The organism is Vibrio sp. HI00D65 (assembly GCF_001635455.1).
Classification (GTDB): domain Bacteria; phylum Pseudomonadota; class Gammaproteobacteria; order Enterobacterales; family Vibrionaceae; genus Vibrio.
This window is the reverse complement of sequence record NZ_LWEH01000025.1, coordinates 55,546-80,380: the sequence shown is the minus strand read 5'-3', so window position 1 is coordinate 80,380 and position 24,835 is coordinate 55,546. Positions and strand designations below refer to the sequence as shown.

The window sequence follows — 24,835 nt, the reverse complement described above, 5'->3', positions numbered from 1 at the left end:
ATCACCCCGCAGTGGATTCAGTGATCGCATCAAACAAAGCACTGCGTAAACTGAGTGCATTTTGCCAAAAGATATTGAGGTCGCTATTCACCACTGACTCATCCGGCAATGCAAAATTAAGTACAACAGTGGTGTTGTCTGCGGCTAACGAGAACGACGCAATGCCGACAACATCAGGGTGAGAATTCAGCGCCAGCAGTTTGGAGGGTGATATTCCTCCCTCTGGCTGTTTGGCTGGTGACAAGGGGAACATGACCACCATGCGGTTTTCATAATTGAAAATCGTGGCGTAATGCATGCCATCTTCGCCAACCAAGTTGCATTGACCATTCAAAAGCTGCCATTGCCCGCCAGATAAATTAGACAGCCAGTTGTTTATGATTTCTTCTTTGTTCATTGCGAGGACCCTTTTCGTATTGAGTAGTCAAAACGATAAGCGCAAGGGCATTCGCCATATATCACTTTTGGCCAGAAGTTTTTAGGACACCTTTTATCGGTTAGCGCTCACAACTGTCATCTGCATTTATGTGATAGAAAATTGATGCTAAGTCTGGAAATAGCCAACCACTGGAAATAAAAAAGCCCAGCATGGCTGGACTTTCGGTGAGCAAAAATAAACGCGTTAAGGCTGTATCTGTTGGCGTTCACTCAATTGCTTAGTAATAGCTTGCTTAAGCGCTTGCAGTTGACCGTCGATACTCGCGTCAATAATACCGACCTCTGTCTCCAATATGCAGCCGCCGTTTTTTAAACGCGCATCGGCAATGACTTCAACGTACCCCACCTCTGGGAAATCACTGAGTATGGAAGACACTTTCTCCCGAACTTCAGTAACCTGATCTGGGTGTACATGCAGAATCACTTGCTTTTGGTTACTGACAAGCTGGAGCGCCTCTCTCACGACACTTGCCGTAGTATCCACATCATCAAAGCTGTTGATGATCTTTCTAACGGCATCGAGCACAACGCCTGTCATTTTATGCTCGACCTGCAAATAGTATTCGTTACATCGAGCCAGCGTTGCCAGCATGGTTTCAGCGTTCTCGATCTTCGCTTGATCGATGCCATCCTGATAACCTCGCTGCCTCTCTAACTCATAGGCTTCATCCGCTTTGGCAATGATGCTTTCTGCTTTTGAGTGCGCTGCCTCAACCAGATGCTGTGAATCTAAGTAACTCACATAGTCCTTTGCTTTAAGCACTTTTAAGCCCGGTGCCAATTGCAAGTTGTCGGTTTTTATTTCAACAAATGAAACCATTGAGGAATTACCTGTTTTGCGATTTTCTTGATAAGTCGATATGCGAGATCGCGATGCGTGTCATCCAACCAATCTGCACTATGATCCGCCAACGTCAGTTGACGTTCGAGCTTGAACTGCCATCGTTGCACTAACTCTGATGGTGACTTTGCCAATAAGAACTTGATCCATAAATACCCTAGCTCTCGGGCTGTCTTTTCAAAGCTTTTTTCATCGAGGCTGTTTGGCAGTGGCTTTTGCCACCCTCTGGGCCAGTTGGAAATCATCATCGGCCCTTGTTGGATCAAAAAACGCGTTTCATCCACCCCAAAAACCTGATTAAGACATTGTTTAGGTTGCTTTAGTACCACTTGGCGCATCGCTTGGCAATGCATGATTCCGCCAATCATCAACAGCAGTCGATCTGTTGCCTCAACAGGCAGCAAAGCCAAACTGTTGTATGGATGATTAAAAGCATGATCTGTAATTGGCGATAACTCCCAGTCTTCAATACACCACTTATTGATGGCCGCTTGGTTTCTCCAGCCTTGGAGTTTTAACAACCAAGACTGTTTTTCCGTTATCCAACTTTCGTCAATGTAGCTGCAAGGGCAATAGTTAAACTGATGCTGAATTTGGGAGACTGGCGTTTCGGAATTAACCACGTTTCACGTTCCTGCGGCACCAAGCAAACGTTGCTGCGTTAGAGCCAATGATCAGCAGTACCAAGAAAACAAGGATAGCAATCAGATGGCTTGCCGTGTCTTTGGTCACTTGAATCGACAGAATGCTTTCGAATTGATTATCTTGAGATATCACGCGTACTTCCGAAGATGGCACCATAACCACACTAATACGGTCGTAGTTCAGCCCTTCAATGCTGTTATTCACTAATAGTTTTATTTGTGGGATATAAGAATCCAACGCGACATCGGCGGCATGCTTGATAAAAACAGATGCCGATGCCGGCGTTGGGCGCTCACCAGGACGAAGGTTTTGGTCTTCAAGTACAACGTGGACGCGAGCGACTAGCACGCCGTCAATTTGTGACAGTGTGGACGACAACTCTTGCGATTTCGCGTAAATAAGTCTGGCTCGCTCGGCAAGCGGAGAAGAAATCAGATCGTCTTTGGGGAAGACTTCTTTCAGTGTCGAGAACTGCTCTCTTGGATAACCTTTGCGCTTAAGCGCGTCAACCGCGAACGCTATTTGTGCCTTATCCACCATCAACTTGACGGTGTTGTCTTTATCTGGTTCTTTGGTGGCGACGACGCCTTCAGAAAGTAAGATTGACAACATTTCGTTGCCTTCTTTCTGGCTCACGCCGGTGTAAAGTTCGGTCTGACACCCCACCAAAAATAGAACCAGTAACATGCTTACTGCACGCATTTTTTTTCTTGTGGTGACTGACCTCATTGCAACTACTACCTTTGTCATGACTATTGCTTTCATCATGGCTTTTACTTTCATCATCGCTACTGTGCCTTCAACAGTGTTTCTACGTTTTGCGTCGTTTTACCTACCGTCTTGGCGATCAGCTCCTCTTGAAAGGTAATTCGAGTCAACGCCCATTGCATTTGCAAAAGCTGAGCAGGATCGTCGCCCACAATTTTCATGCTGTCAGCTAAACTGCTTTTTGCGTTATCGATGGTATTTTTCAGTTCGCTAATGTTTTCTAACAAACCACCTTCCAAGCCATTGTTTCCTTCCGGGACCGACATCGCTTGCTCGAAACGTTCACTAAGCCCATCCTGAGCTTGTGCATCTTGCACTTGCTCTAGATTCGTCTGTATGACTTCGGTGTACTGCGTATTAATCATCTGCGTTCCTATGAAAGATCTAGTTTGTGGCTGTAAGTCAGCATGTTTTTGACCATCGAGTTGATTTGTATAACAAAACTCAACTCTTCCCGTACTAGGTCTAACAATGACTGTTGATCAGAAGTCTCTTTCAACTCGGCCCAGCTATGCCAAAGTGCTTGTTCCTTTTGCGCACTGAGAGAGAAATGCTCAGACAGCAACACTTTTAGCTCCTCACGGTCTTTTGGAGGATCTGCTAGTAAACGTCCAGAAAAACTGCCCAATAATTCTTGTTCGAGTGAAGCCAGTAATTCTGGTGACGCTTTATCGGTGCCTTTTGCGCTTCTTTCCTGGTTAAGTGCATACCACAACGCTTCTTTCTGATCGCTTGAAGAAGTAAGCACTCCGTCAAGTGAGCGGTTAAGTGCCGTTGAGCTGAAGTTTCCGGAACTCTTGAGCACCTCATACCACTCTTTAATTACCGTCACTTTGGCCTCAGATTGAGAGACTATGTCTGTAGTTTTTTGCACTGGCGATGCACTCTTGTTTGATGAACTGCTGTCAGATGCACTTTCACTCATCAAACGGCTCATCTTGTGTGCCTCGAGCGGAGCAACTCTGGCTGGCTGCTGAACCTGACTTAGCACATAGTTGAGCGAGTTGTTTTCAACCTTCATTAAAGGTTCCTGATATCCTGAGAGAAGCTCGCAGTAAACGCTTGGCTTTCCTCACTGCCTTTTGAAGCAATCGCCAGCCAAGATTCAGCTTTGTTCGCTAACCCTGCTTTACCAGCAGCGAGAGCCGCTAAGCAGACTAAATCAGTAGAGTCTTCGCAAACTGGTTCAAGCAAGCGATGAGCCTCTTCGTAGCGACCGCGGTTCATCAAACTCATAGAGCGAATCATTGCAACGACCTCCTCAGTACCCCTTTGGGATTCGAGGCAAGATGCAATCGTCTCTGCCTCTTCATGGCGATGTATACCGGTTGCCATCAAAGCCGTTTCGGCCAGCAGCAAACGCATGTCTTTTTCCATAACCTACACCTTCTGTAGAATCGACTGCATCACATCCTTAATTGCGCGAGTTGTGGTCGCATTGATGTTATAAATCACTGACCATTTGTTGATAGTATGCTGCAATTCAGCCAGCTTTGATGGGTCATCAGCGTTGGATTCTAAGTTTTTGATCGCTACGTTCACGGCCTCATTTGCTGCCTTTGCTTGTTCTTCTAGTTTCGCTTTAACATCATCGAGATAAACACTATTACTCGGATCATAAAATGACATAGGTATTGCCTCTTGTTTATTTATTGCATTCGACAGTTTCAATCACAGCTAAGGCCGCTTGATAGGCTTCATGCTGTTTGAGTAGCAACTGATATTCATGGGGTGTACAGCCTAAATCAAGCTGGCGCTTAACCGCAGATTGCGCTTGCTTGAACTTGAGAATAATGGCCTCTTTCTGTTCCTGCCCCGAGTCGCTTTGTAGTAGTTGTTCAAGATTTGTCATTGGTATTTCCACCTTCATACCCTAGATTGATCGTGATCACTCGCCCGCCTTTCACCAGCTCAATTCCTGCTGGGGTGACGCTAGAAATGCGATATCCTTGAGGGGTTCGAGCCCCTACCATATAACGAACATTGTCCGTAAGGATCACATAAGGGACTTGACCGAAATTCACGCTTCGAAACGGAAAATCGATGTTGGTTCCCTTGCTTACTTTCGGAATGGACTTCAAAACCAAGTAAGGTTTCTCGCCATACTGCTCACGGAAATCCCTCGTAACCCCATAGAATCGAGTGGTCTCGATATCGTCCAACTCACCCCGTACTTCGATACGATCGTCACTTGTCGCTAGCTGAACTTTCTTTAGTAACTCTGCTTTTTCAAGCAATGTTTTGAGCGTATCCATATAGGCTCCCGCTCTTTGCAATTCGACCTTCCAAGCGACTAGTCCTGGGACATCACGTTCTAATATCTGCTCGACTTGGCTCCAACGGCTCGCGTCATCAATGTACCCCGTTAGGAGCAGCGTGCCAGTCTCTTCACCATTCTCAATTTTAACTTGGTGATAACCGAGGTTACGTAAGATAAAGCGTACACCGCGACGAATCTCTTCCATGGTTCGCAGGTCACTTTTGTAGTTGAGCCCAAGCGCGTCAATTCTTCCCAATAGCTGCAGTTTTGCGGTTCTATCCTCGACGTATCCTTCCAGTACCGCCTGCCTTACTGTTGCATTCCATTCAACCCGCACATCATCGAGTTTCAATTCGCTGAGAATATTGCGAACTAAAACGATGGGCTCTGCTGCCGTGATGGTATCGCTGTCGCTGGCTCGGATTTGGCTATACCAAACACCGGCAAATATCACGCTTGGGATCAAGCTACACATCAAGCCGAGCAAAAACGTTCTCTTCCAACCTGATGACGCTTTATGGCTGATCGATACTGATTGTTTATCTGTGGTTTCCCTCGCGATATCGCTCACCAAGTTGTCTTCAAGGTGTCCTACCGCAAACGTTAAGCGACCAACCGAAACCAAAGCGTTGCGTGATAATTCCAACCCATCAGCGTCAACCGTAACTCTTTCGTTATTGATCGAAACGTCTTCACAGTCACGCAGTAAAACGCTATCGCCATTGCATACCAATACAAGGTGACTCCCCTTGATGTCTGAATCGGTTAATACGAGATCGGCGGTAAAGTCATCGCTCCCCAAAACCAATGAGTCATTGGGTAAGGTCACCTCTACTCCGGCATGAACACCTGAGAGAATACGAATTTTCCATTGCTGCATTGAGGCTAATTCTCCTCTAATGGTCGAAGGCAATGATTATCTGAGCCATCACACTCTTTGATTTGCACTCGCCATCCTTTTTGTCCCGAAGGCAGCTCGCATTGCGATAGCACAGAAGACTTACCCTGTGACAACAGGTCTTGCTGATGACGCTCCGCTTGTACTTGAGATGAACAACTGTAGAGCGCGAGTGCCGATTTCAGACCTGCACTGTTATTTGAAATATTATTCAAGGCACCGAGCTTAGGCCTTAAGTCATACTCATTACCGATAAGCACGTTGTCACCAATGCCATCGACAACAATTCTCGGCTCAATAATGAACATGCGCACCGTTCTTCTGGTGGTATCAGTGGTACTTCGAAACAAGGCACCAAGGTATGGAATGTCTCCCAATAAAGGGACTTTCCGCAGCTGATGACTCACTTCATCACGGTATACACCACCGATTAACAGGCTTTGTCCTTGCTTAACCGTCGCCAGCGTACTGATCTCTGTCTTGCGAATAGATGGCACATCATCAACACCACCATCTGGAATTTGAGCACCGTCCTCAAGATGCAAACTTAGGTTGATTTCGGGCCTTTCAACAAATCGGTCTCCGACAATGCGTGGAACGATGCGCAGTAAAGTACCGTAGGTCACCTCTTCAAGGGCTGCCGTTTCTCTACCGACCAACTTAACGTAGAAAGTGCTGCTGTTGTTCAAGACTGCCTCCACGTTTTCCTGAGTTAGCAAAGTAGGTCGAGACACAACTTGAGCACTGCCTTGAGATTCCAATAAGCGAACTTGAGCCAACAGATAATTTAAGTTGGTCGCATCAAGCAATGATTTGAAAGTCTGCCCGCTGCCTAGCGTTACATCGCCACCATCAACATCACCCGTGGTTTTTATGTCAAGAATGCTGTTGTTGCCTACGTCAAGACCCGCTCGCCAATCCACACCCAATTGACTCAAATCGTTCGCACTGATATCAACAATCGAGAGTGCAACTTCGATTCGTGACTGTGGCTGATCCAACTGAGCGACTAACTTGCGGTACAAGGGCAAGCGCGCTTGTGTATCACGAACTATAATGGCGTTTAATCCAGGCTCAGCCTCTACTGATGCGCCGCCATGCACAGAAACATTCTTCGTCGTGATTGCAGCCGTATTAATATCCGTTTCTTCACCCTCTCTAGTCGCCTTTATCTGAGTTTGAACACCCGACAAGACTCTGCTCAGTACTGAAGCTACGCCCGGCACCGTGACCCCTTGATCGCGATAAGTAATTTCTCTATCTGTCGCCGAGGCATATTTCAAAGGAATAATTTCAACAAACAGCTCATCAGTAGAGTTGGACTTTTGAACCAACCGGCTTTCCAGCGCTTCGGCTGTTTGCACAACCAAATCAACGTATCTAGGTGGGCCAGCTAAATAAACCAACCCTTTGTTCTCTGCCGCACGCCAACCATAGCGAGAATCCCAAATCCCTGTCGATATCAGAGTACTGCGCAGTTCACGGGCTGTCAGAAGTTCAAGCTGTAGCAGTCGTGAACGGGTTTCCGTCGCTTTGTACACATGCAACACCGCGCCATCGAAATACCACATCATGTTGTAGACCTGTGCTAGGTAGTCGAGAAACTCGGCTGGGTCTTCTGGAGTAAATCGGCCACTAACTCGATCATTGACCTTGTCACTGACCGACACAGAAACGCGATAGTTAGCGCCAAAGTTATTCAATAGTTCTTTTAAAGAATCGTTGTCCGCATAGTAACGAAACGGCTGGTCAGGCCAATCCAACTCTGATGCGTGTAAAGGCAATACCGCGAACACACTCAAAGTACATGCAACAGACCAAACTAGTCGGCTTAGTTGTCTTTTTAAAACGGAAAGCATTATGGAATCCAAATACTGTGGCTGACGGTATAATTGACGCGTTGATGCTCTAACACAGCACTTAACTGCTCGACCAAATTCACATGCTGGGAGAGCTGAGTGCACAATACTTCTGTGGTTGCGCTTTCCATTTTCATCTTTCCTTGCACAATCAACTGTTCGTTATCATTAACCGTCAGCGTGCTTCTCGTATCGCGCAGTGTCTTCAAAGAGAGCTGCATACAATGCTTGAGTGCCTGCTCTTTTTGGAAATCGAGGTGCTGTTCAAACTGAAAGGGGAGAACGGTTTCCCACAAGACCCATGATGAATGCTGCCGAATGTTAAGCAGCATCTGGTCGACTTCGATATCGTAGGAACCATTATTTGAGGTAATAAAATCCCCAACCCCCAGCGTTACCGCAAGAGATTTCATCATTTGATCTAACATATTTAGCTCTATTTAAATCTGACTGAGGTGGTTACACGCTTGACCGCATTGATTACTCTGAATATCAAAATAATAGTGATCCACATGACCCACGGTATGCATGTCTTGAAACCACTGCCAAATCTTCGCAACCGCATTCAAATCGCTGTAAACATGGTCACAAGCATCCCAAACGTCTTTAAGCTCAGGTGCTTGAACTCGGGCTTCAGCACACCAGCCTTTCCATTCAGAGATAAACTTATCTGATGTTTTGCCGTGCTGAGATAGGCCCTTTAGTTTTTCCAGCGTTGGCTTCCACTCTTCTACGCTAGTTCGGTGGGATTCCACGACCTGATTTTGTTGTTCATTAAGAATATCAAGCTGTTCATACAGCTCACTCTGCTGCCTCTGAATCAGCGATAACTGCTGATCTGCGAAAATTGCGCTGTTCTCTTCCGCCGACAGTCTCAACCAATACTCTTTCTGAATACCCAGTTGATTGATAAGTTGTTCAAGTTTAATGGTGTCATGCAGTATCGTCTGATCTGTCTTTCGGTTAACCCATTCATTAATGGCTAAATACATGGAAAGAATCAGCGTTTTGGGGAATGCCAAATTGAAACGGAACCCCAATCGACCATTAATATAATCCAGCCTTTGCTCAAAAGAGCTCAACACATGACTATCACTCAATTGCCCACCCACTTCGAGAAAGAGGCGCATTGCGAATCGGTCTAGAGAGGTACCAAACCTTTGATAGATTTTGACCACTTGGCTAGCACATAGACAATCAACGACATTACGGTCAAGTAAACGTTGCAGCAAAGACAATTGCTCAGAACTCAAAACTCCTTCACTTAAAAGTTGTCGGTGATTGACATTAACAACATTAGACACTTGTGATGATTGGGTTAGCCCCTCATATCTTGTGCCTCTATGCAAGACAGTGACCTTCCTTTGCGCCACAATGTTATTAGGAAAAAGCGAACGGCGTCGCCAATGCAGCTTTTTCATCGGTGTTGTTCTCCGCATCTACTTCGAACAATCCAGAAGGAAGTAGAGGTATTAGTTTGATTCGTTGTTACGCTAATCATTATAGAGTTTGCGCCAGTTAATGCCTTTCAAAATTAGTCAGAAAATTTTAGTCGTCAGACATTTCACTTAGCTATAGGCACTTGTTCTTCCCCAGAACGTACACGGCTTGGTGTCGTTCCAAATCGACGTCGATAACTTTGCGTAAAGTAAGATTGGCTTGAAAAACCCGCTTCCATTGCGACATCGACAATACTCATCTTGCTGGTGAGCAATAACTTATGAGCATGCAGCAAGCGACGCTCACTGATCCACGCTCTAGGAGATACGCCATAATGCTCATTGAAAAGCTCTTTAAACGTCGTTAAGCTCGCACCAAACTCTTGAGCATAATCCGTTAGTTTCCACTCTTTCAGGTAATGGACCTCCATAAAACGACGCAGTCGGTCTGAGGTTTTGTTAGTCAGTTGTGATAATAATGCATATAGGTTCTCTCCTTTATCACCATGAAGCAGTAGGATCAGTATTTCCTCGTACTTTAAGCGCATAATAGTATCAGGATAAGACTGCTCCTCTAACGCCTTAATTCCTGATAACGCTTGATCTACCAATATGTTCAAAGTGAATGGAAACAACCCAGACTGAATGCTCTCAACTTTTGGCAGCGACATAAGTAATTCACTATGCTTTTGCAAAAATTGGCTGACCAGTTCGTTGTCAAATTCAACCATTGATGCCATATAGTGGCCATCTGATGGAGTATATTCGAGCAAGTAATCCCCTTGAGAAAGGTAAACCCCACAACCAGCGGCAACATCGAGCGTACAGTCACCCGTTTGAACTCTCAATTGCCCATTGTGAACGACTACAATATGAGACTGGCGAGAATGAAAAACTTCATCGTATTTTTCATAGTAACAAGTACTATGGACTTTTCGCGATAGCGAGTTGACCCTTTCTGTATTTAGCTGGCCTAACACATCCATTTTCTACCCTTCATAATCCCAATTTCTCTAACAGAGCCAGAGAAATACCAAAGCCTGATTTACAACAACACGAAAAATTACACATGATATGCAATCAGAACGATGTCAATTAAAGAAGCAAGAAAAGAGCATAGGTGCGATAGCACGACCATGCTCCCCTAATAAATTACAAATAGCTCAAAAGCCACCAGTGGTAGCAAAACGTAATCTTGGAGAGAACTCTCGGTGTTATTTTTATTTTCTCGAGAGGTTAATAAGCTTTTGCTAAAATTCAACGATAACTTGCGCTACTCAATTGAAAAAAAGTTAAATTATATTAGAAAAAGTTGAAATACTAGTGCTGAGTATAACCACTTATATTATAAGCCCTAAGAAAATGGCGTGTTTTTAAAATCATTTTTATCGAACCGATTTTTCTTAAGGGTGGAATATAAACATAAAATTTACAGTAAGTGCAACTGATATTCATATAAAGAAGGCAGTTTAATTCTATTATTACAATTAAGATTTAGGGTTTAGCCCTCCTTCCTTCGCTTAACTCACCGTTAACTTTTATTAACATTTAAAAATAAAAGTGATTAATTTACTCATTATTGTAGGCTTTTAGTTTTAAATTCTGATGGAATCTCCCTCGCGTAAACATATAGCCCTCTTCTTTAATAGCTATGATTTCTCCTTGAGAATGTAACACAGCACGGATCTTCATTTTCCCCTCACCTGCTTGTATCGGCGCTATAACAAAAGAGTATTGCACAGGTAGCTGAACTCCATGATAAGTTTGCCTTGCAACACTAATGCACTGTTCATCAACCACTTGGCACACATCGACATCAATCAAAGTATTTACAGGAGCAACATACTCATCAAAAGACACCCATCCGTACAATGCTGCCTGAGAGTCGCTTTTGAACATACTTCCTAAATGGCCTGTGTGAGTACAAGCGCTCAAAAGAAATATACTTAGTAATAAAAAAGACGTATTTACCTTCACTGTATGCTCAATCAACTTATCTTTTTAATAAAAATAACAATCTTGATTGTTCTATAAAAATGCATCAAAGATCAATAGGTATTTCTTTTAATTATTATAATCACGAGTCTCAAAAATAAGAATGACAATTAAATACATTGAATTCAGTTTGATAAAAATCTTGATGTTAGTTCCAAATATACAGTCGTTCATTATACAAGCACTAACTATATTAAACTTTGTTATAAGAAACACAGCTAATAAGCCCTAATTCATCAATAAAAAACGTTTATATAAAAAAATCCAACTAATATTGATAAACAACAAAACACACTTGCCATAACTTCAAGCTTAAATAAAAAAAAGGATGACTTCTATGTCTGCGCGCCAAATCGTAGATGAGGTTTTACTTAAATTTGCTCATCATATAGGGTTACCGAGATTAGAGTTGATCGAAGACGAATTGGGGTTGGCTTTTGATGACAACATAAGAGTACATGTAATCTTTCACCCAACAACAGGGACACTTCAATTGGAAGCTGAGATCGTTGATCTACAAATTGTAACCCCTGATCTTTACCGCTCTTTTGTCGCATTTAACTATCACTGGTCTGAACATCAGCTGTTTTTTAGTTTAGATAACCACAGGCACAAGCTATGTTTGAATAGACTGCTTCAAGCAGAGTCACTCGATTATGAGCTGTTTGAAGATTCATTAGCTGAAATACTTACACAAAGTGAATCTTGGGAAGACTTGTTATCGGCCCATGTAACCATGGAAGCTTTGCCATCTAAGTTTCAAAGCTCGGATTTAAGAGTCTAAGTAATCTATGTCCAATAGCATCCAACCAATACCAAATCACTCGTCGATAAATTGGATCGAGAACAGTCGCGAGAATGAGTCAGGAAAAAAGGGAGACTTTCTGGGCAGAGCTGTGGTGCTGATAAACCCTAATGAGAGAGAACAAAACCGCACGGGCTCAAAGCTTGAATTAAGCGAGATGCTCTCGACTTTTGCCAATACTGAACTTTCTAACTCGATTTTAAGCTTCGAAAAGAATTTTAGTTCCACCCAAGAGTTGTTGAATAGAAAGGTTCAAGTTATCTCAACTAACAGAGCAACGAGTTAGATACAAAACACCCAACAAGTCACCACATAACAAAAAGCCACACATCCCTTTACTGAAATGTGTGGCCGTTCAGAACATCCCTATTTCGCTTTTAATAGGTTAGGCCGTTATTCCATTTTCCCTAGTACGTAATCTTCATCACTACTTACTACTACGCCATGCTTCAGGAAGTTCTTACCTAGAATCATGCTGTATTCAAAGCGAGAGCGGTCTTGAAGGTTCACTCTCACCTCTTTCTCTAAGTCGCCTAACTTCACTTTCATTTCTACGACAGGACGAATGTTTACCTTTTCGCCTTTCTTCGCTTTAATACGCATCACATCAATAACTGGCTTGGTGAACTCTTGCTTATCTCCTTGGTTATTTTGATAAGTAAAGGTCACCATGTCTTGGCCATCTTTCTTAAATCGCTTGATGTTCACCGCGTTCATAGAGCTCACATCAGCACCTGTGTCTAGCTTGGCAGGGAATGTCATGCCGTACACTTCGACCACTTCAATGTGCCCAACTTTAAACAGAGGCTCTGCTTTTAGTAGATAGTCAGAGCGCGTGTTTACGTAAACCCCCTCTTTCGCCATTTTCTTACCTAGAATGAAATAAGGTTGTTTTTCATCACTGTCCAATACATCGATGGCAAACTCTTGTGTGCGAACCTTGCCAGAAGCCAAGAACTCACCACGAACTACTGGGCGAGTATCATCTCCCACCTTGAGCTTTTTAATGATTGGTTTTGTGACCTTCTGTTGTTCACCACTCGCGTCAGTTAGGTAAAACTCAACCGATTCATCTTTACCCTTGCCGACAATCTCAAAGCTGTCCACCTTCAATAGAGGCGTGTTTACAGTAAAAGAAGCCACAGCCTTTAGCGAGAACCCATCAAGTGTGATGTCCTCTTCCGGTGAGATAATCATTGGGGAACCCGCTTCAACCACATTGCTAAAACTCGATGAACCTTGTGAGAGCAAATTCTCAGCATTGGTATCAATCATAAAGAGTTCGCTGGCGGTATTCGTCCCCACCTTTAACTGAGAAGTATCGCCTGAATGCTCGCTCAAATAAACAAGCACATCTTTAGTGGTATTCTCATCGAGTTGAACTGGTACATACACAAGAGGCCTCTGATTTCCGCTCACACTTAGCATACGAACTAACGGTAATGTCACCTCTTTTTGCTTGCCAGTGTTACCGACGATATCAAACGTGACTTCGCTGTGTTTTTTGTCTACATCAATATTTTTTGCATATAGGGTGCTGTAGCGGTTTTTTAAAGAGAAGGTCGCATTCATTGGCATGCCCGATATAGACACCACCTCTTTACGACCAACCACCGTTGCGTTCTCTTGCTCTTGCAAATAATCATAGCCAGCGAACACCAACGCGTTGTCGGCTAGGAAGGATTTACCGATTAATACAGGTGCAGAGAAATGGCTTCTATCCGTGAGGTTAACGTCTGTTTTTAGTTCTTGATTAGCGATGGTCAGGGACATCTTCACCGTCGGACGAAGCAAAGACTTACTGCTAGTGCGGCTACGTATAACACTGACACGCTCTAAAGGGGCCTCAACCTTTACTTTCTCTCCATTCCGCGGGTTTTGCACCTTAAAAGAAACGATCGCCTGATACTTTGCAAAGTGGCTGCCATCCCAATCACTGTAGTGAAGAGCTCTGTTGCTCCGAGTCTCTTCGACCAATGCCGCCATCAACTCTTCATCTTTGAGATTCTTGTAGTCGGCATGGAGACTTCTCACATGAATATCTTCAGCATGCATCGAAGTGGTTTCTGCACCGGTGTCGATTTTACCCATGAAAGGGACGTCTTTTAGTCCTTGAACGCCAGAGAAGTACACATTCTCAGTTCGCCCTAAGACCACTCTACCATCAAGTTCGTAACTCGGGTTTTGCGTGGTGTGAGAGGTGTCTGTAGCCAAAGAATATTGTGACAAAAATAGAGAACTTAAAAGAGTTAGAGTCAAAGGGATCTTTTTCATTAGTTAGTCCGTTGTGATCAGTTCACTAATAATACTGGTGAAAAAGCAAGAAGTTCCCCCACCAGCAATGGTTCTCACATAACGTTTACGCTATGACTTTTTCAATGACAAACCGATGACTTTGCATCGCATCATTTCATCAATTATTGAATAACAGATACTCAATAACTTTTGGATACTCAGTGTTCAAATTGAAAAGATAATATAAAGGCCAACGATGCGCGTTGACCTTAGCGATTCAAAATACCATTGAAGCGAGATTAACTTGCTAAAACACAAACGGTTCTAAATAAACATAGCACTAAAAAGTCCCGACTGTTTTCTTTGCACAGACAGCACGAGCTTTTTCTACACCCTCACCTTTATTTTTATTAAAGCATTGGCGGTAAGTTTCGACGTAACGCTCAAATAATACTTTGGCTTCTGGTTTGGGTTTAGAGAGCAGTTGATTGACGAACTTCCTTGATCCCACTTCGAAATGCTGAGTATCGATTGGGGAATTCCAATCCCCTCCCCAGATCATAAAACCATGATGTGCAAACAACTCGACCACATCCTCCGCCATGCCTCGGCGTTCAATGGTATTGCGAGCACGAAAACGTGTTCTGTTCACATAGCTAGTCGCCGATTGTGAGGGCTTGACCGTGATGGTTCCGTTACTACCGAACGCTAAGAAAGGGTTTTGAACTGGGTTGATGTCGATTGCCACACCGTATGCATGCTTCGACCAACCTCCCCCACCAATGATAGGCCGAGCATTAAACGCACTGCTGTTGTTCGCTTCCATCGAGGCGTTATCATCACCGTTGAACTCACGCATTAGACGCGCAGAATGCAGTGGGAAGTTACGCTGTTTAAGTTCTAAAAAGAGTTGTTCAACAGAAGGGGCGATAACATCAAGCACAATCATATTCCCCTGCTGCGTTTCGCCTTTAAAGTTAATGAAATCAAAGTCCACTTTGGATAGACGCTCACAGCCAACAGGTGCTCCGATACTCAATACCTTGTTCTTTTTCATCATGTCACATTGCCATTGGGACACAGGTGCTACTTGGCCGTAACTCGCCGCACTACTCAAAGTTACCAGCAAACCAACAATTAAACGTTTCATTTCAAGGCTCAAAAACATCAAGAGTAAAAAGATAGGGAGTGGAAAATAACACACTCACCTAACAGAGCGCATACTTCGCTAGTGCACTTTGTTCCAATAAACGATTTCGCGAACTCGACCATTCTTATCCTTATCCGCCTTTCCGCCAAGCTCAGAAAGCTCAGGCAAGCACGACAATGTTGGAGCGTGATAAGCAATCAGCATCATTATAAATGCGTCATAAATGTCATCTATCGCGACATCTTTACGCTTGGTGTTTGAGATAGCTAACGCCACAGCCTCACACCATTGCGGGGCGATTTGCTGAATAATCGAAAGCCTTTCTTTTTTGCCCTCTTGGGTTCGCTTAGAAAAGGTAAGCGGTTCTCCTTTTAAGGCCGCAAACACCACCTCAGGGTGAGACTCTCTGATCGATAAATGTGGGTGATCACCGATGAGTTTATCTAGCTCTCGGATTTTTGGAACAATACCCCAAGTTTGCTTAGAGAACTTCTTACCAAGCTGCTGCACATTGGCATTGCACGCCGCGATGTAATCGGTTTGGTAAACCGCCTCACGACACGGAACCGGAAACACCGAAGAACCACGTTTGCTGGTTAGAAAACGCCTTGCTGCTTTGTCGCATAAACGATCTGGAGCCTGCGCATCACTAAAACCAATCGGCATGTCGATAAGCGCCTTTGAACCGATAAGATCACTCACTAACTCATCAAGTGCCTTTACTACTTTGAAAACTGGCGCTTGATTATCAGAGACAATCCAAGCGATCCAACCCGCCTTACAGCCATCAATTCCGATGTATTTCATTTTTACTCTACCGTTACTTAAAGGGTTAAATTAGCGGGTAAGCATGACGCTCAATGCCACTCATTGATTAGCAGTCGACTTTTCACACCGCGTACCTGCAGACCCATTGCATCAAACACCTCTTCAAAGTCTCGACATTGTTGGGGAATATTAGGTAAAGAAAGAACCGCTTCAGAAAAGAATTGCTGTTCAAAATGAGCCGAATCACTCCACGCCAATTGCCACCATTTGAGAATACGAGTTTTAGACGCGCGAAGTTTTTCAGCGGTAGGCACCTTGTCACTTTTACTTAAGTTCTCTTTGCTTGTGGTTGGAAAGAGGTTCCATTTATCGTTATTCGGCCAGTAAGCAAAAGGCAGACAGTGATCAACGTGATACTCATTTTTTAACGATTTTCCACTCCAAACGCTGACAATGTCTGCATGTTCAGATCTAAGTTGCTCAACTCTTTTACGTACGTCACGAGTGTCGTGATTTCGGTCAATCCAGACTAAGCAGTCGTGATAGGTCTGAAGTGATATGTTGCGCTGTCGATTTAACTCAAAACGCTGCATCTCCATCACCCATTGATTCACGACTAGCGGCTCAATCCAAGAGTGATAGATTCTGAAACATTCCCATAAGCTTTCATCCAGTGTGAAGTAACCAAAGCTTGCTAAGAATTCACTGTCGATAACTAGTGATTCTCGACTCTTTCGTCGCTGTTGAGGTGGGAGTATCTCAAACAACTTATTTTCTTTGGTACCTTGATAAATAAAGGTTACAGGACCCGATTTAATGGTGCTGATCGTCTGTGAAAACAACTTCTGCAATGCTTTGGCTTCATCACCAATAAACAGAGTGCCTATCGCTAAATCATCGGCACTGAGGTGCTTGAGTTTGTTCCAGCCATCGTCTTTTACAAAGCCTAGGCCTTTACTCGTGTTGCTATTTTGCTGAATCCCAACGCCTTCTATATCGATATCAATGAGACGCTTAAATTGCCTAACCCAATACAGAGCAACCAAACCCACTGGTAGAGATATTTTGCCATCGGTTCGATCAATCACAGCACCTGAATGGGCATCTGCGATTCGCAGCAAGGTTCTTAACAGAGCCAATTTGTATGTGGCCGACTTATTGTCATTCACAATAATGTGGCGCACCTTGTTTAAGTCACCCGATCCGTCATCTGGCAAGGTCATCACTACGGTTTGCCACCAAACCTCACTGCGCTTCAAGGTGTCTTGGCTATCATCGACATGACGCACCAACAAAGCACTGTTCTTCGATAAACGCTCAAGCTCTTCAACCGAGACTTCATAGCCCTCTCGGTCGTCATGAAACTCTCCGTGACGTAGCGTAATCACTAATTTGCCATTTGGAGCGAGTAAGTTAGATAACTTTCTGAATGCTCGCTCTCGATATGACGGTGCAAGGTGCATCCACACAGCACTTACTAGTATCAGGTCAAAACGCATTCCAAGGTTTTCAGTTCGACTCAAGGATGGGAGTGAATCATCCAACCATGTAACATCTGGCCCAGTATATTCTGAGCCCAGCTCGCGTAATGACGCACTGGGTTCTATCGCGATAACTTCCGCACCAGCCTTTTGCATCCATAACGCATCACGGCCACATCCCGCCCCAACATCTAGTACCTTATCGCCCTCTAAAGGCCAATAAGCTTGCCAGCTTTTATGAACAGCTTCAAAAGCAACAGAATGGTACTGCTGGCAAAGTGTGTGGGCATTTTTATCGTAAAAAGGAATCGATGAAGACATATGCGCTATCGGAGTAAGGAGTCTAACTCCATAGTAATAGTGACCTAACAAGATTACTAGCTGCACATATCGGTTCAGCCACTCCCATCCACATTCATCATTAGTCGCTGTTTTATATAAACATATCTCCACCAACCCATTCTAATAACAAGCGCCTAAAATCAAACTCGGTGGAAAAGTGAAACAAACCAGATGCAAGGCGACACCCGAACAGAGATAATTGTTTTACCGGAATGCTCCCAACCTCAACACTCAGCGATAGACGTTCAATGACTCAATACCCCTACATAGACATCCCATTCAACCTACGCCACACCTGTTGGTTTTGTGGTGAGCCTTCTAATCACACAGTTGAGTTTCCTAAAACCGCTTCGCTTTTTGCCAAGGTTGGTCATGCGCCGATAGCACTGCCAGCGTGTAAAGAGTGCGCGCGTGTGAAATATGCCAAAGACCTAACTTCGATTTGGGCGGTGCGCGACCAGATAAAGCATGCGCTCATTGATAAGTATGCCAAGCACTTAGGTATTGGTGAGAACTGGACAGAGCAAGAGCTGATAGACAGTGAATTTACGGGCGCGACACTTGGTGGCTTTGGGCGCAGCGCTTGGAAGATGTATCAAATAGCCAAGCAACGAGTCGAGTATCAAGGCTGGCCTTTGTCGCTTGATAACATTGCCATTGAGGCCTTCGACGAAACCAGTGGCTTTGAGTTTGAAGGCACTCGTTATGCTTCACTCCATTCTTGTATCGATTATTTCACCAAGGCTGCAGGGGTAGACAAAGAACTGCTGTCTGAACTGGTCAATATTGTGTCATCAGAAAGATTTAGCTACGCACTGAGAATTGCAAAGCTGAATAAGAATATCTCAAATACCAAGCGTTTGGCGATCATCGATGAGGTGCTGCTGCAAGAATCTGAGCAACAAGAAATTCTACTGGAACAGGCTAATGCGATGTTTAACCCCAATATTGAAGAAATATCGATTGCAGGCTCAACGGCTCCAGTGTTTGCGATTCAATGGGCACTGGCGAACAAGGTCAAAGATTTAGCGCATTTATGCACGCTTGAAGATGATTATTTTGACTATTTCGAACATCTTGGCGGTCCTGCGGCTTTTATGTCTTATAATGGCCTACAACTTTATGTACAAGCCCGTCAAAACCCTGAATGGGTAAACAAGTCTGATCCTAATAAGCAATATTGGCCATCAGAAGCAGGTACCAGTGAACACATGTAAGCTCGGTAACCCCCTCCTAGACTGCTTGTTAGTCATTGTTTTATATAAAGATCTAAAAAAAGACGTCTCACACAGTTAATTGTTGCATTTCAGTTAAATAGAGTGAAGACTTCAAATACCTGAAACTATTTAATCACTGCACTCTTGTAGTGAGTAAGGAGTCAATTTTGCTTTCTGTTCTTCGTATTATCTTGGCTACGGTGTTTATTATTTTCACCACGTTATTTGCTTTTGTTTACTGCTTGTTTAGCCCCAAGAACCCTAAGCATGTGTACTTTTTTTGTCGTTGGTTCAACCAATTACAGAAGATCCTTGGTGTAAAACTGGTGCAGCGTGGTCTAGAGAATGCACCCACACCAGAAAAGAGCGTGTATATCTCCAACCACCAAAGCGTGTTGGATTTTGTCACTGACCCAGGAATGTTAAGGCCGCGTACCGTTTCTTTGGGTAAGCGTGATTTATTGATAGTGCCTTTCTTTGGCCTACTGTATTGGATCACGGGGAACATTCTGATCAACCGTGAAGACAAGTCGAAAGCGCGCGATACGATCAAACAAGTGGCAGAAGCGATTCATCAACGAGACCTTTCTGTGTGGGTTTACCCAGAGGGAACACGTAGTAAAGGGCGCGGGCTATTGCCGTTCAAAACGGGCGCTTTCCGAATGGCGATTGAGGCGGGTGTACCTATCACCCCGATGTGCACGAGCACCACTCACAACAAAATCGACTTTAACCGACTAAACAACGGCATTGTGATTACCGAAATGCTTGAGCCTATTGATGTATCTGGATACAAGCTGAGTGACGCAAGAGAACTGGCGAATCACTGCCATGCGTTAATGGCTGAGAAGATTGCAGAGCTTGATGCTGAAGTCGCTAGATGGGAATCACAACAAAACTCTGAGCTTGATTCCGACCGTTCTTCTGCTCGGTAATTCGCTTCAAAATGATTAAGCTCTAATTAGGCCTCTCCCAAAACCTTCACGATTACCACTATCGTTATTCATCATTTACTAGGCTGACGTTTGTCTTGAAAAGTGAACGCAGCCTAGTACAGCTGAGAAATAGCAGTAAACAACGGTCACCTTCACCTATCTTGCCCTGATTGCTTGATTGTTCAGCAATCAAAAAAGTCCTAACCCGACGCACTCATTCGTAACTTTAATGCAACATAAGAACTAACCACACATAGCTTTTGATGTAAGCCAGTCACAGAATACCCACCCATTTTATTGCGCTTCTTTCAACCCCGACCCAGTAATGATTGACATAAGATATAGAGCAATCACTCTTTCAACACATCTATGAATACAAAGAAAAACATACAGTTGCATCAAAAAAATCAACTCACCCCATCATAAAAAGCGATAAAAATTAACAATTACTACCAAGAAGTTGCTTTGTATCACAGTAATCTTAACCCATAGATAAATAGTTTAACAATTGAGTTACAAGTGAAGTATTGTGTTGTTCGAAAAACAATCACAAGTAAAACTAACAGGGAAAAAACTCATGCAGTCATTCGTTGATTTTTTGAATGGAATAATCTGGAGCCCAGTGCTTATCTATCTATGTTTAGGCGCAGGCTTGTTCTACTCGGTCATGACTCGATTTGTACAAATCCGTCATTTTTTCGAAATGTGGCGCTTATTATTATCAGGTAAAAGCTCTACTAAAGGTATCTCCTCTTTCCAAGCACTTGCTGTTTCGTTATCTGGCCGTGTAGGTACTGGCAACATTGCAGGTGTTGCTGCAGCTATCGGTTTCGGTGGTCCTGGTGCAGTATTCTGGATGTGGGTTGTAGCCTTCTTTGGTGCTGCGACTGCGTTTGCAGAATCAACGCTAGCGCAAATCTACAAAGAAGAGGACGAAGGTCAGTTCCGTGGTGGCCCGGCTTACTACATCGAGAAAGCGATGGGTCAGAAGTGGTACGCATGGATCTTTGCAATCGCGACGATTTTTGCTTGTGGTATTTTACTCCCAGGTGTCCAGTCAAACAGCATTGGCAATGCGGTAGAAGCTGCATTTGGTTCAGGTGCAATGATAGAAACAGCTGTCGGTACATTCAGCTTCGCTAAAATCTTCACTGGTACCGTTGTCTCAATTATCCTTGGTTTCATCATCTTTGGTGGCGTTAAGCGTATTGCGAACTTCACGCAAATCGTTGTTCCATTCATGGCATTGGCTTACATCATCATCGCCTTCATTATCATCCTACTCAATATTGACCAAGTACCTGTTGTGTTCTCTATGATTGTTGGTGATGCATTCACACCTATGGCTGGCTTCGGCGCTGCGATTGGTTGGGGTGTAAAACGTGGTGTTTACTCAAACGAAGCGGGTCAAGGTACAGGTCCCCACGCCGCAGCAGCAGCAAGTGTTGATCACCCAGCTCAGCAAGGCTTGGTTCAATCATTCTCTATCTATATCGATACACTGCTGGTTTGTTCTGCTACGGCATTCATGATCATCATTACTGGCGCTTACAATGTACATGGCGGGACTGAGGGTGTATTCCTTGTGCAAAACCTTGCTGAAAACGTGAGCGCGAATGGTCCTGTATTTACACAGCTAGCGATTGAAAGTGCACTACCGGGTGTTGGTAAACCATTCATCGCATTTGCTTTATTCTTCTTCGCATTTACAACAATTCTTGCTTACTACTACATTGCAGAAACGAACATTGCTTACCTGCGACGCACCATAAAAATCCCAGGGATGATGTTTGCGCTTAAACTTATCATGATCGCTGCGGTTTTCTACGGCACGGTCAAAGCAGCGAACCTTGCATGGGCAATGGGTGACGTTGGCGTAGGCTTAATGGCGTGGTTAAACATCGTTGGTATTCTGATCATCTTCTTCATCTCTAAGCCTGCGCTTAACGCTTTGGCTGACTACGAGGAGCAACAGAGTAAAGGCGTAACCGAGTACACATTCAACCCTGTAAAACTAGGCATCAAAGGTGCAACTTACTGGGAAGAGAAGTACAAGCGTAAGACGGGTAAGTCGCCAGAAGCTGAAGTGGCAGATAGCAAGCCAGTAGAACAGCCTTCAGCGTAAGGCTTTCAATTACAGCTTTTGAACGATAAGTTGCTCTAGATTTTGTTTTTCTTTAGAGCAAATGCAAAAAAGGGTTAGCCATGGCTAACCCTTTTTTTATATGTCTAAGAAACGCGAGATTATGCAGCGATTTCTTGTGTTGCCATTTGAGGTGCTTTCTTCTCACCGATTGGCAGTACTGTGCGGCCGTATTCGTTGTTGATTACTTGTGCCATTGCGAAGTAGATAGCAGAAGCGCCACAGAAGATACCTTCGAAACCAGCGATAGTACCGATCAGTTGGTTACCAGTGAAATCACGAGCTGCAAGCAGGAAGAACAAGATAGTTAGTGAACCGAATACTACTTGCTTCGCTACTGGGTAGCATAGAGAACCGATGAACATGAAGCCTGTAAAGATGCCCCATAGAAGTAGGTACCAACCCATGAATGCTGCTGGGCTTGCTGGTAGGCCCATTTTAGGCATTACTATTAGACCAACAAGAGTCAACCAGAATAGGCCGTAAGAGGTAAATGCAGTTGTACCGAACGTGTCACCACGTTTGAAGCACATTGTGCCAACGATAACTTGGCTTAAACCACCGTAAAAAATACCCATCGCAAGGATCATTGAATCTAATGGAAAGAAACCTGCATTGTGGATATTAAGAAGAATAGTGGTCATACCGAAACCCATTAAGCCTAACGGCGCTGGGTTAGCTAGTTTGGTCGACATTGCGAATTTACCTTTATCAAATAGGGGGTTAAAAAAAACCAATAAAAATTGTAATAAAATTTTAATTGATAAATCGCTTTTGGGATAATCCAGTTATCGAAAACTAAGGTTGTTGAAATGATCCTATTGAGATTTTGATTTGGTTTTGGCAATTTATATTCATAGTAACTATGCGTTGAGAATTCACTATCACGCTATAAAAAGATGCGAGTAACGAGATTCGGGATGAGAAAAGAGTATCCAGATTTGAGTAAGCGATAGTCCTTAGCATCAAACTAAGACAATAGAGAGCGAGCTCTTCGATAATCGTTTACTCGCATCCTGTATCTAGTCTCTCAGTTGAAATCTTAAATTACGCTTGTTGTGGTTTAGATTCAGACACTTTAGATTGAACTTCTGAAGATGCATTCTTACTCGCGTCGCGCTTGGCTAGCAATGTTACTACAACCAGTTGGGCGATAAGCGCACCTAACACGACCAACGAGCTACCAGTTAAGCCTGCGACAACAAAGCTCACTAAAGCAATACAACCGTTCATTAATGCGTAAGGTAATTGCGTCTTAAAGTGCTCAAACTGATCACACCCTGCACCTGTTGAAGAGAGGATGGTGGTTTCAGAGATCGGTGAGCAGTGATCACCAAACAGGCCACCAGAAAGCACCGCACCAATCGCAACTAACAGCGGTGCATCAATTGCAATCGCGGTTGGAATAACCAACGGCATCATGATGGCAAAGGTTCCCCATGACGAACCCGTAGCGAATGAGATAATAGCCGAGAGTAAAAAGGCTACTGCAGGCACTAACCAGTAAGGGAAACCGCTTTGCGCTTGTTCTGCAATATAAGCCGCCGCGCCTAACTCTTTACCAATCGTGCTTAATGCCCACGCCAGTACCAAAATAATTGCAACCGGCATCATGTTACCCATGCCTTTTAGATACACAGAAACGCTATCCGACAGTTTTCTCACGCCGTAGTAAGCCATCAGCGAGATCAAGGTAATCGCGGCAAAGAAATAAGCTGAAGACAGTGCTGCTCTGAATGATGAGCCTGCGACCTTTTGAAATGGAAAACCTTGTGGAACTAACATGGCACACAATACCATGAGCATCACTAATAATGGTGCCCAAACAAAAGATGCCTTTGCATTTTTATGCGAGAAAGGATTGAGTGATTCGCTGTTCACGCCTAGGTTGATTCCCGCTTGGCAATCACGTTCAGCTTTTGCCATTGGTCCGAAGTCTAAACCTTTAACAGAAACCAAAGGAACGATGAAAATTGCTAAGAATGCGTAGAACTGGAAAGGAATCGCACCGATAAAGGCATCCCAGTCAGACATGTTGACATTCAAGGCGGTAAACTCTTTTTGAATCAGGCTCATGATGTAAACGCCCCACCCGATAAATGGGATAAGGATCGCGACAGGTGATGATGTAGAGTCGATGATAAATGCCAGCTTCTGTCTAGAAAGTTTCAGTTTATCGAAAAGGGGGCGAAAGACAGGGCCAACAATTAACGGAGTACCTAAGTCAGAGAAAAATATCACGATTCCTCCAAACCACGCAGACAACTTAGCTTGGCACTTGTTGCTGACCCACTCCGTCACACGCTTGGCAAACGCAACACCACCACCCGACTTCTCCATCAAAGCAACAAAGCCACCGATGAATACCAACAGCATAATGACGCCAGCATTGTAGCTATCAGTAAGCTGTGGCACTAGGTAGTCTTTGACCATGGTTCCAAAGGTATCAAGAGGGTTTAGTTCACTAAACATTCCGGTGAGTATAGCAACGCCACTGAGTACGCCAGCAAAAAGTCCAATCACTACATTCCTTGTCGCCAACGACAACACCAAAGTAATCACAATGGGGATGAGCGACGTGATATCTGTCTGTTCCATAGGTAAATCTTAACCCTA

Annotated in this window: 26 protein-coding genes; 5 read left to right on the top strand and 21 right to left on the bottom strand. The window is 44.0% G+C overall.

Annotated features, from left to right (window positions below):
• Position 1: 1 nt before the first annotated feature.
• The 15 genes from A3712_RS05770 to A3712_RS05700 all read right to left on the bottom strand — a co-directional run bounded on the left by A3712_RS05770 (position 2) and on the right by A3712_RS05700 (position 11,125).
• Positions 2 to 397: a hypothetical protein gene (locus A3712_RS05770; protein ID WP_063522664.1), complete on the bottom strand. Its 396-nt coding sequence runs from the start codon at positions 395 to 397 to the stop codon at positions 2 to 4.
• 225 nt (positions 398 to 622) lie between these two features.
• Positions 623 to 1,258 (bottom strand): HrpE/YscL family type III secretion apparatus protein, encoded by a 636-nt coding sequence (locus A3712_RS05765; protein WP_063522663.1) that lies wholly within the window; start codon positions 1,256 to 1,258, stop codon positions 623 to 625.
• A complete protein-coding gene (vscK, locus tag A3712_RS05760; RefSeq protein WP_063522662.1) occupies positions 1,237 to 1,902 on the bottom strand; it encodes a SctK family type III secretion system sorting platform protein VscK in 666 nt (221 codons plus the stop codon). Before vscK ends, A3712_RS05765 begins: the two co-directional genes overlap by 22 nt.
• Positions 1,895 to 2,653, bottom strand: a complete 759-nt coding sequence (sctJ, locus tag A3712_RS05755) for a type III secretion system inner membrane ring lipoprotein SctJ (protein ID WP_157618709.1) — start codon at positions 2,651 to 2,653, stop codon at positions 1,895 to 1,897. The genes vscK and sctJ overlap by 8 nt, the downstream gene beginning before the upstream one ends.
• Before the next feature lie 59 nt (positions 2,654 to 2,712).
• Positions 2,713 to 3,057 (bottom strand): type III secretion system inner rod subunit SctI, encoded by a 345-nt coding sequence (gene sctI, locus A3712_RS05750; RefSeq protein ID WP_063522661.1) that lies wholly within the window; start codon positions 3,055 to 3,057, stop codon positions 2,713 to 2,715.
• An 8-nt stretch (positions 3,058 to 3,065) separates the two neighbouring features.
• Positions 3,066 to 3,713 (bottom strand): YopR family T3SS polymerization control protein, encoded by a 648-nt coding sequence (locus A3712_RS05745; RefSeq protein ID WP_063522660.1) that lies wholly within the window; start codon positions 3,711 to 3,713, stop codon positions 3,066 to 3,068.
• On the bottom strand, positions 3,713 to 4,069 hold the full coding sequence (locus A3712_RS05740) for a YscG family type III secretion system chaperone (protein ID WP_063522659.1): 357 nt from the start codon (positions 4,067 to 4,069) through the stop codon (positions 3,713 to 3,715). Before A3712_RS05740 ends, A3712_RS05745 begins: the two co-directional genes overlap by 1 nt.
• 3 nt (positions 4,070 to 4,072) lie before the next feature.
• On the bottom strand, positions 4,073 to 4,321 hold the full coding sequence (gene sctF / locus A3712_RS05735; RefSeq protein ID WP_017107479.1) for a type III secretion system needle filament subunit SctF: 249 nt from the start codon (positions 4,319 to 4,321) through the stop codon (positions 4,073 to 4,075).
• A gap of 16 nt (positions 4,322 to 4,337) precedes the next feature.
• Positions 4,338 to 4,544, bottom strand: a complete 207-nt coding sequence (locus tag A3712_RS05730) for an EscE/YscE/SsaE family type III secretion system needle protein co-chaperone (protein ID WP_017107480.1) — start codon at positions 4,542 to 4,544, stop codon at positions 4,338 to 4,340.
• Positions 4,531 to 5,832 (bottom strand): type III secretion system inner membrane ring subunit SctD, encoded by a 1,302-nt coding sequence (gene sctD / locus A3712_RS05725; RefSeq protein ID WP_063522658.1) that lies wholly within the window; start codon positions 5,830 to 5,832, stop codon positions 4,531 to 4,533. Before sctD ends, A3712_RS05730 begins: the two co-directional genes overlap by 14 nt.
• 5 nt (positions 5,833 to 5,837) lie before the next feature.
• Entirely contained in the window at positions 5,838 to 7,709 is a 1,872-nt protein-coding gene (sctC, locus tag A3712_RS05720; protein ID WP_063522657.1) for a type III secretion system outer membrane ring subunit SctC, read from the bottom strand.
• On the bottom strand, positions 7,709 to 8,137 hold the full coding sequence (locus A3712_RS05715; protein WP_063522656.1) for a YscB family type III secretion system chaperone: 429 nt from the start codon (positions 8,135 to 8,137) through the stop codon (positions 7,709 to 7,711). The genes sctC and A3712_RS05715 overlap by 1 nt, the downstream gene beginning before the upstream one ends.
• 12 nt (positions 8,138 to 8,149) lie before the next feature.
• The gene (locus tag A3712_RS05710; protein ID WP_063522655.1) at positions 8,150 to 9,130 is read right to left on the bottom strand and encodes a T3SS regulon anti-activator ExsD domain-containing protein; all 981 of its coding nucleotides are present in this window, start codon (positions 9,128 to 9,130) and stop codon (positions 8,150 to 8,152) included.
• A 143-nt stretch (positions 9,131 to 9,273) separates the two neighbouring features.
• The gene (locus A3712_RS05705) at positions 9,274 to 10,134 is read right to left on the bottom strand and encodes a helix-turn-helix transcriptional regulator (protein ID WP_063522654.1); all 861 of its coding nucleotides are present in this window, start codon (positions 10,132 to 10,134) and stop codon (positions 9,274 to 9,276) included.
• A gap of 583 nt (positions 10,135 to 10,717) precedes the next feature.
• A complete protein-coding gene (locus tag A3712_RS05700; RefSeq protein ID WP_063522653.1) occupies positions 10,718 to 11,125 on the bottom strand; it encodes a YscW family type III secretion system pilotin in 408 nt (135 codons plus the stop codon).
• A 355-nt stretch (positions 11,126 to 11,480) separates the two neighbouring features.
• On the opposite strand from A3712_RS05700, the gene A3712_RS05695 reads away from it, so the two are divergent.
• Both A3712_RS05695 and exsE2 read left to right on the top strand, forming a co-directional pair.
• Positions 11,481 to 11,927 (top strand): CesT family type III secretion system chaperone, encoded by a 447-nt coding sequence (locus A3712_RS05695; protein ID WP_063522652.1) that lies wholly within the window; start codon positions 11,481 to 11,483, stop codon positions 11,925 to 11,927.
• A gap of 7 nt (positions 11,928 to 11,934) precedes the next feature.
• Positions 11,935 to 12,234, top strand: coding sequence for a T3SS regulon translocated regulator ExsE2 (gene exsE2 / locus A3712_RS05690; protein ID WP_063522651.1), 300 nt, complete (start codon positions 11,935 to 11,937; stop codon positions 12,232 to 12,234).
• Positions 12,235 to 12,341: 107 nt separating this feature from the next.
• Here the strand turns inward: exsE2 and A3712_RS05685 are convergent, their stop codons facing one another.
• The 4 genes from A3712_RS05685 to A3712_RS05670 all read right to left on the bottom strand — a co-directional run bounded on the left by A3712_RS05685 (position 12,342) and on the right by A3712_RS05670 (position 17,903).
• The gene (locus tag A3712_RS05685; protein ID WP_063522650.1) at positions 12,342 to 14,222 is read right to left on the bottom strand and encodes an ATP-dependent zinc protease family protein; all 1,881 of its coding nucleotides are present in this window, start codon (positions 14,220 to 14,222) and stop codon (positions 12,342 to 12,344) included.
• 301 nt (positions 14,223 to 14,523) lie between these two features.
• The gene (locus A3712_RS05680; protein WP_063522649.1) at positions 14,524 to 15,333 is read right to left on the bottom strand and encodes a M15 family metallopeptidase; all 810 of its coding nucleotides are present in this window, start codon (positions 15,331 to 15,333) and stop codon (positions 14,524 to 14,526) included.
• A gap of 78 nt (positions 15,334 to 15,411) precedes the next feature.
• A complete protein-coding gene (locus A3712_RS05675; protein ID WP_063522648.1) occupies positions 15,412 to 16,140 on the bottom strand; it encodes a DUF429 domain-containing protein in 729 nt (242 codons plus the stop codon).
• Positions 16,141 to 16,190: 50 nt separating this feature from the next.
• The gene (locus tag A3712_RS05670; RefSeq protein ID WP_063522647.1) at positions 16,191 to 17,903 is read right to left on the bottom strand and encodes a class I SAM-dependent methyltransferase; all 1,713 of its coding nucleotides are present in this window, start codon (positions 17,901 to 17,903) and stop codon (positions 16,191 to 16,193) included.
• A 269-nt stretch (positions 17,904 to 18,172) separates the two neighbouring features.
• Here A3712_RS05670 and A3712_RS05665 point away from each other — a divergent pair, with 269 nt between their 5' ends.
• The 3 genes from A3712_RS05665 (at position 18,173) to A3712_RS05655 (ending at position 22,201) form a co-directional block, all read left to right on the top strand.
• A complete protein-coding gene (locus tag A3712_RS05665; protein ID WP_063522646.1) occupies positions 18,173 to 19,141 on the top strand; it encodes a hypothetical protein in 969 nt (322 codons plus the stop codon).
• Positions 19,142 to 19,308: 167 nt separating this feature from the next.
• On the top strand, positions 19,309 to 20,076 hold the full coding sequence (locus tag A3712_RS05660) for a 1-acylglycerol-3-phosphate O-acyltransferase (RefSeq protein ID WP_063522645.1): 768 nt from the start codon (positions 19,309 to 19,311) through the stop codon (positions 20,074 to 20,076).
• A gap of 577 nt (positions 20,077 to 20,653) precedes the next feature.
• Positions 20,654 to 22,201: an alanine/glycine:cation symporter family protein gene (locus A3712_RS05655; protein WP_063522644.1), complete on the top strand. Its 1,548-nt coding sequence runs from the start codon at positions 20,654 to 20,656 to the stop codon at positions 22,199 to 22,201.
• A gap of 119 nt (positions 22,202 to 22,320) precedes the next feature.
• On the opposite strand, the gene A3712_RS05650 is transcribed toward A3712_RS05655, so the two are convergent.
• Positions 22,321 to 22,914, bottom strand: coding sequence for an acetate uptake transporter (locus tag A3712_RS05650; RefSeq protein ID WP_063522643.1), 594 nt, complete (start codon positions 22,912 to 22,914; stop codon positions 22,321 to 22,323).
• A 352-nt stretch (positions 22,915 to 23,266) separates the two neighbouring features.
• Positions 23,267 to 24,817, bottom strand: coding sequence for a Na+/H+ antiporter NhaC family protein (locus A3712_RS05645; protein WP_063522642.1), 1,551 nt, complete (start codon positions 24,815 to 24,817; stop codon positions 23,267 to 23,269).
• Positions 24,818 to 24,835 lie beyond the last annotated feature (18 nt).